General features: G+C 67.3%; 10 protein-coding genes. 5 read left to right on the forward strand and 5 right to left on the reverse strand.

What is annotated here, in order from left to right:
• Together R4I43_RS31190 and R4I43_RS31195 are read right to left on the reverse strand one after the other, a co-directional pair.
• Positions 1-1,462 (reverse strand): FAD-binding oxidoreductase (locus R4I43_RS31190; RefSeq protein ID WP_324269299.1); only part of this gene is annotated, 1,462 nt, incomplete at its 3' end.
• 77 nt (positions 1,463-1,539) lie between these two features.
• Positions 1,540-2,373 carry a hypothetical protein gene (locus tag R4I43_RS31195; protein WP_324269300.1) on the reverse strand — a complete coding sequence of 278 codons (834 nt, stop codon included), beginning with the start codon at positions 2,371-2,373 and terminating at the stop codon, positions 1,540-1,542.
• A gap of 186 nt (positions 2,374-2,559) precedes the next feature.
• Here R4I43_RS31195 and R4I43_RS31200 point away from each other — a divergent pair, with 186 nt between their 5' ends.
• From R4I43_RS31200 to R4I43_RS31220, 5 genes are read left to right on the forward strand one after another with little or no spacing between them, the layout of a single operon-like run.
• Positions 2,560-3,378 (forward strand): SDR family NAD(P)-dependent oxidoreductase, encoded by an 819-nt coding sequence (locus tag R4I43_RS31200; RefSeq protein ID WP_324269301.1) that lies wholly within the window; start codon positions 2,560-2,562, stop codon positions 3,376-3,378.
• A gap of 39 nt (positions 3,379-3,417) precedes the next feature.
• On the forward strand, positions 3,418-4,869 hold the full coding sequence (locus tag R4I43_RS31205; RefSeq protein ID WP_324269302.1) for an aldehyde dehydrogenase family protein: 1,452 nt from the start codon (positions 3,418-3,420) through the stop codon (positions 4,867-4,869).
• Between the two features lie 32 nt (positions 4,870-4,901).
• Positions 4,902-5,693, forward strand: a complete 792-nt coding sequence (locus tag R4I43_RS31210; protein ID WP_324269303.1) for an HpcH/HpaI aldolase family protein — start codon at positions 4,902-4,904, stop codon at positions 5,691-5,693.
• Complete coding sequence (locus R4I43_RS31215) at positions 5,638-6,714, forward strand: ketopantoate reductase family protein (RefSeq protein WP_324269360.1); 1,077 nt, start codon at positions 5,638-5,640, stop codon at positions 6,712-6,714. Before R4I43_RS31210 ends, R4I43_RS31215 begins: the two co-directional genes overlap by 56 nt.
• A 5-nt stretch (positions 6,715-6,719) precedes the next feature.
• A complete protein-coding gene (locus R4I43_RS31220) occupies positions 6,720-8,897 on the forward strand; it encodes a cytochrome P450 (protein ID WP_324269304.1) in 2,178 nt (725 codons plus the stop codon).
• A gap of 450 nt (positions 8,898-9,347) precedes the next feature.
• Here the strand turns inward: R4I43_RS31220 and R4I43_RS31225 are convergent, their stop codons facing one another.
• From R4I43_RS31225 to R4I43_RS31235, 3 genes are read right to left on the reverse strand one after another with little or no spacing between them, the layout of a single operon-like run.
• Positions 9,348-10,685, reverse strand: coding sequence for an MFS transporter (locus R4I43_RS31225; protein ID WP_324269305.1), 1,338 nt, complete (start codon positions 10,683-10,685; stop codon positions 9,348-9,350).
• A gap of 10 nt (positions 10,686-10,695) precedes the next feature.
• Entirely contained in the window at positions 10,696-12,195 is a 1,500-nt protein-coding gene (locus tag R4I43_RS31230) for an aldehyde dehydrogenase family protein (RefSeq protein WP_324269306.1), read from the reverse strand.
• Positions 12,196-12,229: 34 nt separating this feature from the next.
• The gene (locus R4I43_RS31235; protein ID WP_324269307.1) at positions 12,230-13,258 is read right to left on the reverse strand and encodes a zinc-dependent alcohol dehydrogenase family protein; all 1,029 of its coding nucleotides are present in this window, start codon (positions 13,256-13,258) and stop codon (positions 12,230-12,232) included.
• Positions 13,259-13,444 lie beyond the last annotated feature (186 nt).

Here is a 13,444-nt window from a genome sequence, read left to right on the forward strand (position 1 = left end):
CGTGCTCGCCGGACAGCGATCCGCCGTGGCGCACCACCAGCTCCGCGGCCTGGCGGGTGAACTCGCGGAACACCGCGCGGCCGCGTTCGCTGCGCAGGTCGTAGGTGATGCGGATGTGCATGCACCCGGCCCCGAAGTGCCCGTACATGACACCGGTGAGCTCGTGGGCGGCCAGCAGCTCGCGCAGATCGGCGAGGTAGTCGGCCAGCCGCTCGGGCGCGACGGCCGCGTCCTCCCAGCCCGGCCACGACTCACCGCCCGACGCCAGCCGCGAGGACAGGCCCGCGCCGTCCTCGCGGACCCGCCACAGCGACGCGCGCTCGGCCGGATCCGCCGCTTTGCGGCCCTGGACCAGTCGGCCGTTCTCGCCGAGCCGGTCCAGCAGCCGGTCGGCCTGGGCGCTCACCGACGCCGGGTCGTCGCCGTCGAGGTCGACGAACAGCCACGCCTGCCCGTCGGGCAACCCCAGGACCGAGTCGGGGCCACGCCGGTGCCGCATCGTGGCCACGATCGCCTCGTCGGTTCCCTCGACCGCGGCCGGTGAGAACTCCAGGATCGTCGGGACGTCGCGGGCTGCGTCGACGACGTCCCGGTAGCCCAGGCACACCAGCAGCGCGCTGGCCGGTTTCGGCACGAGCTTCATCCGCGCACCCACCACCACCGCCCACGTCCCCTCAGAGCCGACCACGGCGCGGGCGATGTTGAACTTCCGCTCCGGCAGCAGGTTTTCGAGGTGGTAACCGGAGACCTGCCGAGGGATGCGACCGAGTTCCAGACGCAACGCCCTCAAGTGCTCCTGCACCAGTTCGGTCAACGACTCGACGAGCTCGTCCGCTCGAACGGCGGAAAACGAGTCAACGGAGTCGGTGGCCCGCATGCCTGTCTCAGTCGCGGTCAGTCTGGCGCCGTCCGACGTGACGAGGTCGATCTCCGCCACGTGGTCGGAAGTGCGCCCATAGCGCACGGAATGGTTGCCGCACGCATCGTTGCCGATCGCCCCACCCACCGTCGCGCGGTTCTTCGACGACGGGTCGGGCGCGAACGTGCACCGGCCGCCGGTGGCGCGCTCGACCTCGCGAGACAGGTCCGAGAGCACAACCCCCGGCTCGACGTCAATCGTCCCGCGCACCTCGTCGATGGCGCGAACCCGGTTCATGTTCCGCGAGAAGTCAAGGACCAGCCCCGGGCCGACCGCGTTGCCCGCCATCGACGTCCCACCACCCCGAGCGATGAGCGGCGTCACGGTCGCCTGGCACACCGCAACCGCACCAAGAACATCGTCCACGGTGCGCGGGAACGCGACCGCGACCGGTTCGACGCGGTAGTTGGAGGCGTCGTAGGAGTACTCGGCACGCCGCCGAGGCGACGCGTCCGCCGGAATCCCTGCCTCCGCGAGCACCTGAAGCAACGCCTCGGAGTCGCCTTGTCTGAGCGTTGTCGGTCCGGCGGCGATATCGGCCATGGGGTGAGTTTCTCTTTCGCGAAGGGCGGCCCGGTGAGCGCAACACGGGGCCGCACCCCGTGTTGCGCAGCACCATTTCAGAACTTGTGCAGCACCGCGCGCAGGAACTCCGTCGGCTCGACTGCTTCCACCGGGACCGGCCCCTCGTTGGCCAGGAACTCGTAACCGGTCTCCGGACCGTACTTCTCGCCGCCCGCAGTGACCTGTCCACTGATCTGGAACAGGATCTCGATGCTGGGGAACTGCCCGGCCTGGTACACCGCGCCAGCGTCCAGACGCACGAACCCGATCCGCAGATCGCGTTCGGTGAAGCTGCCCAGCCACTTCTCCCAGACGCCGTCTCCGCCCTGCGGGAACCAGTCATAGGCAGCCGGGTTGATGGCGATGACATCGGTGTAGCGCGGGGTCGCGAACTCCAACTTTCCACCGGTGGCGTGCTCGAAGATCGCCTCCGAGCCGTCCTTGGTCTGGGTGACACCGTTCTCGTCGGTGTAGTGGTAGAGGCCCTTCTTGAACTCACCGGTCTTGGCGAGCTCGGCGTTAGTCGCCTCGCGCTGGGCCACGCTCAGGTAGCCGGCTCCGCTGGCGCCGCCGCACTGCAGGACCATGGTCCGCAGACCTTCTGCGCGCTCCTGCGGACCGTAGTGGACGCTTTCGGGGAAGTAGCCCACCCAGCCCTGCTCCAGGACCTCGGTCTCGGTGTAGGGCAGCGTGCCTGCGATGACGTAGCGGATCTGGTCGAAGTTGTGCCGGTGGCGCGGGGTACGCCAGCCGCCGCCGCCCGTGAGGCCCATGTTCAGGTCGTAGTTGTTCGGCGAGCCGTCTTCGCCGAACAGCAGATGCTTCTGGTCGAGCTTGCCCTCACGCATGCTTCCGACGCGTTCGACGTCGGTGTCGGATGCTTTGCCCACGCGCATTAGTAGCTCCCTAGCGAAATCGATGTGCTCCCGCGGTGAAGGCCGCTGGGATGCGGCGTCAGGCCTGCTCGCTTGTCGTCGTGCATCAGCTCAGCTCTGGCCGCCGAAATTGACAATATCCTACATTGCGGGATATTGTCCACCAACAATCCAGTTGGCTCGACTCCGCGAGGACCGAACATGACGACGACTCCCCTGTCCCACACCCCGCACGACTCCGGAGTTCCGGAGTCGGCGCGGGACTTCAGCGTCGAGGAGCGGGTGGTTCTCGTGACCGGCGCCGCTCAGGGCATCGGTCGCGAGCTGGCGCGTCAATTCGCGGCGGCCGGGGCCTTCGCCGTAGTCGCCGACCTCGCCATCGACAAGGCGGAGGCCGTTGCCAAGGAGATCCACGACGCCGGCGGCGTCGGCCTCGCAGTCGAGGTCGACGTGGCCGACGAGTCGTCGGTGGCGGCGATGGTCGACACCGTCATCGAGCAGTGGGGCCGGATCGACGTTCTGATCAACAACGCGTCGATCTTCGCGACCATCGAGAAGGGGCCGTTCGACGAGATCCCGCTGGAGCAGTGGGAGAAGGTACTCAAGGTCAACATCACCGGTAGCTTCCTGTGCGTCCGGGCGGTGGCCGCTCACATGCGGGCTGCGGGTTTCGGTCGCATCATCAACATCTCGTCCGACTCGGTGACTCGCGGCGTCGGCAACTACCTGCACTACGTCACCTCGAAGTCGGCTGTGATCGGCATGACCAACGCCCTGGCGCGCGAGCTGGGCGGGCACGGGATCACCGTCAACTGCGTGCGGCCGGGCATGGTCACCACCGAGGTCGAGCGCGACCAGTCCCCCGAAGCGCGTGCGCGCGCGGCCTCGCAGCAGTGCATCCCGCGGAACATGGTCCCCACCGACCTGGTCGGCGTCATGTTCTTCCTGGCCACGCCGGCGTCGGCATTCATCACCGGCCAGACGATCGCTTGCGACGGCGGCTACACCCACAGCAGTTGACCCACCGGACGAGCCACGCAGTCTGAGGAGACCTGGCCCATGAGGCACTACCCGCACCTCTACATCGACGGTCGTTGGACCGAACCGTCCGAGCCCCGCGAAGTGGAGCTCGTCGACCCCACCCGCGAGGAGCCCTTCGCCTTGGTCGCTCTCGGCGGAGCCACCGAAGTGGATCGCGCGGTCGCGGCGGCCCGGCGCGCGTTCGAGAGCTTCTCCACCACGTCGCTGGACGAACGAATCGCGCTGATCGACCGGATCATCGACGTCTACGAATCACGCATCGACGAGTTCTCCGAGCTGATCGCGCGCGAGGTCGGCATTCCCGTCGCCAACCGCGCGCAGGTCACCGGCCCGGCCGAGCACATGCGGGTGGCCCGCGACCTGCTGCGCGACTACTCCTTCGAGTCCCGCGTGGGCGGGGCGATCGTGCGCCGCGAGCCGATCGGCGTCTGCGCGCTGATCTCACCGTGGAACTGGCCGGTGCAGACCGGTGTCATCAAGCTGATCTACGCCCTGGCCGCCGGGTGCACGGTGGTCGCCAAGCCCAGTTTGAACTCCGCCGCCAGCGGCGCGCTGCTGGCTGAAGTGCTGCACCAGGCAGGGGTGCCGGCAGGTGTGTTCAACCTGGTCAGCGGCACTGGGCGGGTCGTGGGCGATGCGCTGTCGCACCACCCGGACGTGGACATGATCTCCTTCACCGGCTCCACTGGCGCGGGCAAGCAGGTGGGTGCCGCTGCGGCCGGAACCGTGAAGCGAGTGTGCCTGGAGCTGGGTGGGAAGTCGGCCAACATCGTGCTCCCCGACGCAGACCTCGAACGGGCTGCTCGCTGGAACGTCCAGCGTTGCTTCTTCAACGCCGGGCAGTCATGCCACGCCCCGAGCCGGATGCTGGTGCACGAGAGCCAGGTCGAGCAGGTGGTGCCGTTCCTGGTCGACGAGGCCGAGCGCTACTGCCTGGGTGACCCGCTGGAGCCCTCGACGACGATGGGCCCGGTCGTCAGCGCGGCGCAGTTCAAGTCGATCCGGGAGCACATCCAAAGCGGCCTCGACGACGGCGCGAACCTCGTCACGGGTGGCCTCGAACGCCCGGACGGTCTCGAACGCGGCCACTTCGTGCGCCCCACTGTGTTCACCGGCGTCACACCGGAGATGCGGATCGCGCAGGAGGAGATCTTCGGGCCGGTGCTGGCGGTCCTGCCCTACCGGGACGAGGATGACGCCCTGCGCATCGCCAACGATTCCCCCTACGGGCTGGGTGGTTTCGTCTTCGGCCGCGACCGCGAGCGGGCCCGTCGGGTGGTCAACGGCTTGCGTGCCGGGCGGGTCAGCTTCAACGGCGCGGCTACGGACTCCCACACGCCCATGGGCGGGTACAAGCAGTCGGGCATCGGCCGCTCGATGGGCAGGTTCGGGCTCGAAGAATACCTCGAGGTCAAATCCGTCTATGGGTTCGATGACGAGGCGCAGACATTGCCGACTCTGTTCGGCTGAGACATCCGAGTCGGACAGGAGTTCTTCACATCATGAGCGACGAAACGACCCCTCTTCTGCGCAATCCCGTCAAGGAGAAGCTGGCGCGGGGCGAGTCGGTGTACTCGATGACTGTGCGGCTGGTGCGCACCGTCGACATCGCCGCCATCGCGCACACGGCGGGTTTCGACTCGGTCTACATCGACATGGAGCACAGCAGCTTCCCGCTGGAAGCCGCAGGCCAGATCTGCATGGCCTGCAACCACCTGGGCATCACTCCCTTGGTCCGCGTGCCCGGCCTGGACCCGCACCTCATCGCCCGCGTCATGGACTCCGGCGCGATGGGGATCGTCGTGCCGTCCGTGCAGTCCGCCGACGAGGCGCGCATCGCGGTGAACGCGGTCAAGCACGCACCGCTGGGCGAACGTTCCCTGGCGGGCGCGGCGCCGCAGCTGCACTACCGGTCCTTCCCGCCCGAGCAGACCAAACGCGAGCTCGACAACGCCTCCATGGCGGTGATGCAGATCGAGTCGTTGGCCGGTCTCGAGGCTTCCGAGGCCATCGCGGCGGTCGACGGCGTGGACATCCTCCTGGTGGGCGCCAACGACCTCAGCGGCGCGCTTGGCGTCGCCGGGCAGATGGACCACCCCTTGGTGCACGAGGCATATCTCCGCGTCATCAATGCCTGTCGGACGCACGGCAAGACAGTGGGCATCGGCGGACTGGGTGGGCGGCCGGACCTCATCCACCAGTACCTGGAACACGGTGCCGCCTACGTCTCGACCGGCAATGACATCTCGTTCCTCACCGCCGCTGCGGGCCAGAAGCGTCGGCAGTTCGCGTGATCAACATGCCACGACACAGGGAGCGCAAGTGAACATCTGCGTGTACGGCGCAGGAGCCGTTGGCGGGCACATCGCCGGACGACTCGCCGCAGGTCAGGCCGAAGTCTCGCTGATCGCGCGCGGTCAGCAGTTGGCCGCGGTCCGGGAGCGGGGATTGCGGGTGGAGACCCGCGACGGCGAGCTGATTTCACACCCGGTGGCCACCGATCGGCCGGCCGATCTGGATCCGCAGGACATCATCATCGTGGCGGTCAAGGCTCCAGCACTGCCAGCAATCGCCGAGCACGTCGGTGCGCTGCTGAAACCTGACGGGCTGGCGCTGTTCGTCATGAACGGCATCCCCTGGTGGTACTTCCACTCCCACGGCGGCGACCTGAACGGTACCCGTCTCGAAAGGCTCGACCCCAATGGTGCGCTGTGGGAGCACGTCGGGCCGGAACGCGCGGTGGGTGCGGTGGCCTACACCGCCTGCAGCGTGCTCGAGGCGGGGGTCATCCGCGCCGAGAACCCGCGCAACCGACTCATCCTCGGGCGCCCCGACGGGCAACCAGACAGCAGACTCGACGCTCTGGCGTCGCTGCTGACTCCGACCGGCCTGGAAACCAGCGTCACCGCGGAGATCCGCGACGCGATCTGGGCCAAGCTGATGATGAACCTCATCGGCGGTTCGCTGGCCGTCCTCACCGCCTCGCCCATGAAGAATGTCCTCAACAAACCGGCCGCCGCCGGCACGGCCAAGGCCATGGCAGCCGAAGGTGCTGCTATCGCCAAGGCCCTGGGCTGCGAACCGGGTGATCCCTCCGAGGGCCTGGCCAAGCTGTCGAAGTCCGGCCACCTCCAGAGCATCGCGCAGGACCTGCTGGCAGGGCGGCCCATGGAGATCGATGCCATGCTCCGCGTTCCGCTCGACCTGGCGCAACTTGCGCAGGTCCCGACCCCCAACCTCGACCTGGTGATCGAGCTGGCCACCCAGCGGGCCCGCGCCGCGGGCCAGTACCAGGACACCAGCATCGAAGGGTGAGTTCCATGTCCTCTGGTTGTCCCGTCTCCCAGCCGAACGAAGATTGGGATCCGCTTGCCGCGAAGAACCACGCAGACCCGACCGACGTCTACACCCGGCTGCGCGATGAATGTCCCGTTGCGTGGAGCGACCGGTTCGGCGGATTCTACGCGCTGACGCGCTTCAAGGACGTGACCGAGTCCGCCCTCGACTGGCACACCTTCACCAGCGCGCAGAAGACCCCGATCCCCGACGCCACCAGCCCGGATCGCCCGCCTCGAGCGCCCGCCGAGGTCGACCCGCCGTTCCACACGGCCTACCGGGACCTGCTCAACCGCTTCTTCACGCCCGAGTACATCCGTCGCATCGAGCCGGTGATCCGACGGACGGCGCGGGACCTGATCGGGCGGTGCGTGTCGTTGGGGGAGGTCGACGCCGTCGCGTCGTTCACCTTCTACATGCCGATCCAGGTCCAGTGCATCTTCCTCGGCATCTCCGTCGAGGACGCCGATCGCATCAAGACCACGATCAATCGGATCATCGACGCGGGTGCCGCCGGTGACACCGAGACGCACAAAGCCGCCAACGACGACATCTACGACTACATCTACCAGGTCCTCGCAACCCGCAAGAAGGCGCCGCACGACCCGAACGACCTCATCAGCGCGATGATCTACGAGGAGGTCGACGGGCGGCGGCTCACCGACGACGACATCGCCGGCACGATCCGTCTGTTCCTACAAGCGGGGCACGGCACGACGACCAACATGCTCGGCAGCATCATCCGGCACGTCGCCGAAAACTCGGAGGACCAGAAACGGCTCCGCAACGAGCCGAAGCTGATCCCGCAAGCGATCGAAGAAATGCTCCGGGTGTGGACGCCCGTCCGTCTCGTCGGTCGCAAGACCACGCGCGACGTCGAGATCGAGGGTCGTACGATCCCGCAGGGTTCGCGGGTCGGGCTGATGGTGTCTGCGGCGAACCTCGACGAGCGCAAGTTCGACCACGCCGACAAGGTCGACTTCGACCGCAAGCCCAATCCGCACATCGCGTTCGGCTTCGGCCCGCACCGCTGCGTCGGCGCCTCCCTGGCCCGCGAGCAGCTGCGCATCGCGGCCGAGGAACTGCTGTCGATGACAGACGACTTCGAGCTCACCGGTGAACCCGAGGCCAGCACCTGGACCCACCTCGGCCCCTCCAAGCTGCCCGTGCGGTTCGTCCCACGCTCGGTCGACCTGACCGGGAGCGTCATCCGGGCCGGGTACCGGGAACTGGTCATGAACATCGCCGCGGTGCGGGACGTGGCCGAGGCGACCCGCGAGATCGAGCTGCGCGCCAACGAAGACGCGGAACTGCCCGAGTGGACGGCGGGCGCGCACATCGATCTGGTGCTGCCCGGTGAGATCATCAGGTCGTACTCACTGGTCGACGGACCGTCAGACCGGACCTGCTGGCGCATCGCCGTGCTCCGCGAGGAGAACGGCCGCGGCGGCTCGGCGATGATCCACACGCTCAAGGCCGGCGACCAGGTCCGGGTCCGCTGGCCGCGCAACAAGTTCGCGCTGGAGGACGCCGAGGGCTACCACTTCTTCGCCAGCGGCATCGGCATCACCCCGATCCTGCCGATGATCGAAGAAGCCCAGCAGCGCGGGGTGCCCTGGCGCCTGGACTACGTGGGGCGGACCCGCGACCGGCTGGCCTACCTCGACCGGTTGGAGGGCCACGAGCAGGTACGGGTCCACCCCACCTCCGAGCACGGCCGCCCCGAGCTGGACATGCTCGTGGCTGCGTCGGACGAGCGGTCGGCGATCTATGCGTGCGGCTCGCAGGGCTTCCTCCTCGGCGTTGAGGAAGCCGCCGAGCGGGCCGGGCGGAACCTGCACGCCGAGTGGTTCGCGCCGAAACCCGGTGCGCGGCAAGCGGCGGCGGGATCGCACGAGGCATTCACCGTGCACCTGCAGCGGTCCGACGTCGACGTGTCGGTGCAGCCCGGCCAATCCATCATCGACGCCTGCGCCGAAGCGGGCGTGACCATCCCCGCCGCCTGCTTCGAAGGCACGTGCAGCTCCTGTCTGTCGACCGTGCTGGAGGGCGTGCCCGACCACCGCGACTCCTTCCTGTCCCCCAAGGAACGGGAGTCCGGCATGCTGATGGCACCGTGCGTCTCGAAATCGATGACCGAGCGCCTCGTCCTCGACTGGTAGCTCCGCTCGCACGGCTATGGGCGGGCCGCATCGGCGAACTGCTCCCCGCGGGTTGAACTGGAAATCTCAGTTCCGACCTGCGGGGAGCAGTTTTCACGTAAGGACAGTTCGTTTCCTATGGAGCAGCGTGCACCTGCGATGAAGTTGTCGGTGGGGAGCCATAAGGGTCAGTCGCGACCAGCCGTCAGGGTGTCGCATTCGGCGATCACTCCGCTGTACGACCTATGTCACTTTGATGGGGAAGCGGCGCTGGTTGAGCAAGGCGTCGAATCAGTCGGTTCTGTTCGAGTGTCCAACTTGACACATACCGGGGCCGGGACCACACACCGTGAGGGCCTGAGCCCAGTGCACTACCGAACTCAGACCCTCACGGTCTCGACACTCAAATACCGAGTAAAAACCAGGCCCACTTCAGCGCTGCGAATGGCCCCTTCGTCGTGCTCCCAGCGATCACATGGCGAGGGGGCGGTTTGCTGTCTCACGGATGAAGTACGCGCCGACGAACGGGATCACTGCGCAGGCCATAATCATCCAGGCTGGCGCCATCAGATTGCCCGTGACATCGATCAGCCAGGTCGCCACGTACGGCGTCGGACCGGCCAGAATCGCGGTCGAGAGGCCGAACGCGACGGCGAAGCCAGTGAACCGGATCCGGGTCGGGAAGGACTCCAAGTTCGGAGCAGCCTGGCACCCCGTGGCGACACCGTGCAGGAAACCGATCACCACCAGACCCGACACGGCCAGGCCAACGCTGTCGTGCAGCAACAAGGAGAACGCCGGATACGCCAGGGCCAGTTCCAGCACGCACAACGCGAACAGGAGCGGACGCCGACCGAAGCGGTCCGACAAGTAGCCAGCAACGGGCTGCGCCAGCATCGCTACGAGCACGGCCGCAGTCACGCACATCAGCGCCTCACCGCTGGACAGCCCCGCTTCGCTCTTCAAGAAGGTAGGCATGAACGTCAGCAGCAGGTACGCGGGGACGCTGGCAGGCAGGTTGAACATCGCCGTGCGCCCAATGCCCTTCCACCCAGCACGTGAGCCCAGCAGCGCGCGCAGCGGGTGCTCCACCTTCGCACCGGAGCGGGCGACCTCGTCGAACTCCGGGGTCTCACCGATCCGCGTCCGGATGTAGAGACCGATCAGGCCCACCGGGAACGCGATCAAGAACGGGATACGCCAGCCCCACTGCACGATCTGATCGGGCGTGAGCACGGCGCTGAGTGCGGCGACGGCCAGCAGCGCGCCGACCTGCCCGATGATCACACCCCACTGCAGGAAGCTGGTCTGCAGCGCACGTCGGTTGTTCGGGGAGAACTCGGCGACCATCGTCGCCGCTCCCGGCATCTCCCCGCCGACCGAGATGCCTTGGATGAACCGCAGCAAGACCAGTAGGACGGGGCCGGTGGTGCCGATGGAGCCGTAGCTCGGAATCAGGCCGATCGCGGCCGTGGCGGTGGCCATCACGAGGATGACCGCGGACAGGGTCCGTTTCCGGCCGATGCGGTCGCCGAGGGGACCCCAGAACAGCCCGCCCAGGGGTCGTGCGACGAAGGCGACTGCGAAGACGGCGAAGGTGTTGAGCATGCTGGCCGTGGAATCGGTGTTCGGGAAGAACACTGTGGAGATCGTCGTGGCCAGCGCTCCGTAGACGACGAGGTCGAAGTACTCGATCCCCGATCCGATGGATGCGGCCAACGTGGTCCGCCTCAGGGAATCTCCTCGCAGGTCCTGCAACTCGCCCGGCGGACGGGAAGCGACCTCGTTACCAGCCTCGTTGGTGGTCATCAGCAGTCCTTCACAGTTCGATGTAGACACTCTTGGTGTAGAGGTAGGTGTCCATGTGCGCGGCGCTTCCCTTGGAGCCGTAGCCGCTCATCTTCGTCCCGCCGAACCCGACCAGCGGATCGATGTAGCCGTAGCAGTTCACCCACATCGTTCCGGTGTGGACACCGTGAACCACTCGCAGTGCGGTGGACAGGTTCTGGGACCACACCGCTCCACCGAGCCCGTACTCGCTGTCGTTGGCGATGGCGATCGCCTCGTCGACGTCGTCGAACGGCAAGATCGACAGGACAGGACCGAAGATCTCCTCGCGTGCGATGCGCATCTCGTTGGTGACACCGGTGAACACGCTGGGCTGCACGAAGTACCCGTTGCCCAATTCACCTTCGAGCCGACGTCCACCGCAGAGCAGCTCGGCACCGTCATCACGGCCGACGTCGATGTAGGACAAGACCTTGTCCAGCTGGGGCTGGGAGACGACCGGGCCCAGCGTCGCGGCGTCGTCCAGGCTGTGCCCGACCCGCAAGGTGTCCATGAACGCCAGCAGCCGCTCGGTGAACTCCTCGACGACTGGCCGCTGCACCAGCACGCGCGTGCCCGCGAAGCAGATCTGGCCGGAGTTGGCGAACACGCCCATCGCAGCTCCAGGAACGGCCTTGTCCAGGTCCGCGTCCGCGCACACGATGTCGGCTGACTTGCCGCCCAGTTCCAGCTGCAGCTTCTTGATGTTTGAAGTGGAGGCTTCGATGATGATGCGGCCGGTCTGCGTCGATCCGGTGAACGCGATCCGATCGACGTCGGGGTGGGCCGCCAGCGCGTGCCCGGCTTCCTTGCCCAGCCCGGTGACGACGTTGATGACCCCGGCGGGCACCCCGGCCTCGTGCAGGATCTCGGCCACCCGCAGCACCGACAGGGACGCTTCCTCGGACGGTTTGAGCACAGCCGTGCACCCGCTGGCCAGAACGGCACCGATGATCCAGAACTGGCCGTTGAGCGGCCCGTTCCACGGGATGATCCCGCCGACGACCCCGACCGGGGCCTTCAACGTCATCGTGGTGACCTCGCCGGGGATGCCGTTCATCAGCGTCTCCCCCGCAATGCCTGCCGCCTGGGCAGCGAAGAACGACACCATCTTCAGCAGCGCCGGCTTGGTGTTGCGCAACCGCGAGACCGGGGCGCCCATGTCCAGGGCCTCGATCTCGATCAGTTCCTCGAACCGTTCGTCGAGGACCTGGCCGATGCGTGTCAACAACGCCTGGCGCTCGTAGGGCGTCCAGCAGCCCCACTGACCGTGGAACGCCCTGCGCGCGGCCAGAACCGCGCGATCGACGTCCGCCTGATCACCAGCAGCCAGCCGCGCCAGGACCTCACCGGTCGACGGATTGGTGGTGCTCAACGTCCTCCCGGACGCGGCAGGCACCCGCTCACCATCGATGAGGAGGTGGTGCTCGTCGCGGGACAAGAAGCGCTGGGCCTGCTCGCTCGGCGCGAAGTTCTGCTGGGTGGTCGTCACTGCTTCCCCTCTCACCTGATCTCCGACGCCGGTGTCAGTCGAAGATGAAAACGCCCTTGCCGATCTCGCGCCGCTCGAACAGCTCGTAGGCCCTCTCGGCCTCGTCCAGCCGGAACTCGTCGGTGAACAGCGACTCCACGTCCAGGCCGCGCTCGGCCACGAACAAGGCGCACTCCTCCTGCAGGTTCTTGCTGAAGGTCAGCGAGCCGACGACGGTCTTCTGCAGCTGGATGACTTCCTCGCTGTCCAGCTCGATCTTGCCGAAAACGCCCACCATGCAGGCAGTTCCCCATCGTCGCAGCGCCTGGACCGCCTGGGTGCGCACGGCCGTGTTGGCGCTGCACTCGATGGACTTGTCCGCGCCTTCGCGGTTTCGCGTCAGCTCGCGAACGGCGACCACGGGGTCCCGCTCGGCGGCGTTGATGACGTGGTCGGCGCCGAACTTCGCGGCCATCTCCAGCCGCGAGGGCTCCACGTCCACGGCGATGACCCGGGCACCGAAGGCCTTGGCCAGCATGGTCACGCTCAGGCCCACCGGCCCCTGCCCGAAGACGGCAACGGTCTCGTCGGCCGACAGAACGACCCGCTTGATCGCCCCGAAGGCGGTACCAGTCCCGCACGAGATCGCCGCGCCGGTCTTGAACGACAGCGAGTCCGGCAGCCTGATGAGCGCGTGCGCGGGCACCTTCATGAAGTCCGCGTGCCCACCGTCGCCGTCCAGCCCGCCGTAGACGGTGCGTCCCGTCGGGCAGAACTGCGTCCAGCCCGATCGGCAGTACTGGCAGGTGCGACAGCCGTCGTAGTGGTGGACCATGACCCGGTCCCCGACCTTCGCCTCGCTGGGCCGCACGGCTTCACCGACGAGCTCGACGACACCGCACGGCTCGTGCCCCTCGATCACCAGCTCGGATCCGGTGCGCTTGGGGCCGCGCAGGTGGTTGATGTCGCTGCCGCACATCCCGGAGGCCTTCATGCGCAGCACGACCTCGTCGGGGCCGGGGGCCGGGTCGGGAAGCTCGCGGACTTCGAGCTCGCCTTCGCCCAGGAAGTAGACAGCTTTCATGGTAATGCTCCTCAATTGTTCAGGAGGTGGAACGAGCCCGCCGCACCCGACGTGGGATGGCCAGTGGAGGGGTGTGGGGACCATGCGCCCCACCACCGGCCTGCTCAGAAGGCAGAGTTCTCACAGCTCGCGCTGCCCTCCGCCGTGGCAGCTCCAGTGGATCTGCGCCACCCACCGAACGAGCTG

Origin of the sequence: Saccharopolyspora mangrovi, assembly GCF_035320975.1 — a bacterium.
Lineage (GTDB): Bacteria > Actinomycetota > Actinomycetes > Mycobacteriales > Pseudonocardiaceae > Saccharopolyspora > Saccharopolyspora mangrovi.

Excerpts from the sequence above, each read along its gene's own strand:
- R4I43_RS31235 (WP_324269307.1), bottom strand. The coding sequence starts at position 13,258 with ATGAAAGCTGTCTACTTCCTGGGCGAAGGCGAGCTCGAAGTCCGCGAG.
- R4I43_RS31200 (WP_324269301.1), top strand. The coding sequence starts at position 2,560 with ATGACGACGACTCCCCTGTCCCACACCCCGCACGACTCCGGAGTTCCG.
- R4I43_RS31220 (WP_324269304.1), top strand. The coding sequence starts at position 6,720 with ATGTCCTCTGGTTGTCCCGTCTCCCAGCCGAACGAAGATTGGGATCCG.
- R4I43_RS31215 (WP_324269360.1), top strand. The coding sequence starts at position 5,638 with ATGACATCTCGTTCCTCACCGCCGCTGCGGGCCAGAAGCGTCGGCAGT.
- R4I43_RS31205 (WP_324269302.1), top strand. The coding sequence starts at position 3,418 with ATGAGGCACTACCCGCACCTCTACATCGACGGTCGTTGGACCGAACCG.
- R4I43_RS31225 (WP_324269305.1), bottom strand. The coding sequence starts at position 10,685 with ATGACCACCAACGAGGCTGGTAACGAGGTCGCTTCCCGTCCGCCGGGC.
- R4I43_RS31210 (WP_324269303.1), top strand. The coding sequence starts at position 4,902 with ATGAGCGACGAAACGACCCCTCTTCTGCGCAATCCCGTCAAGGAGAAG.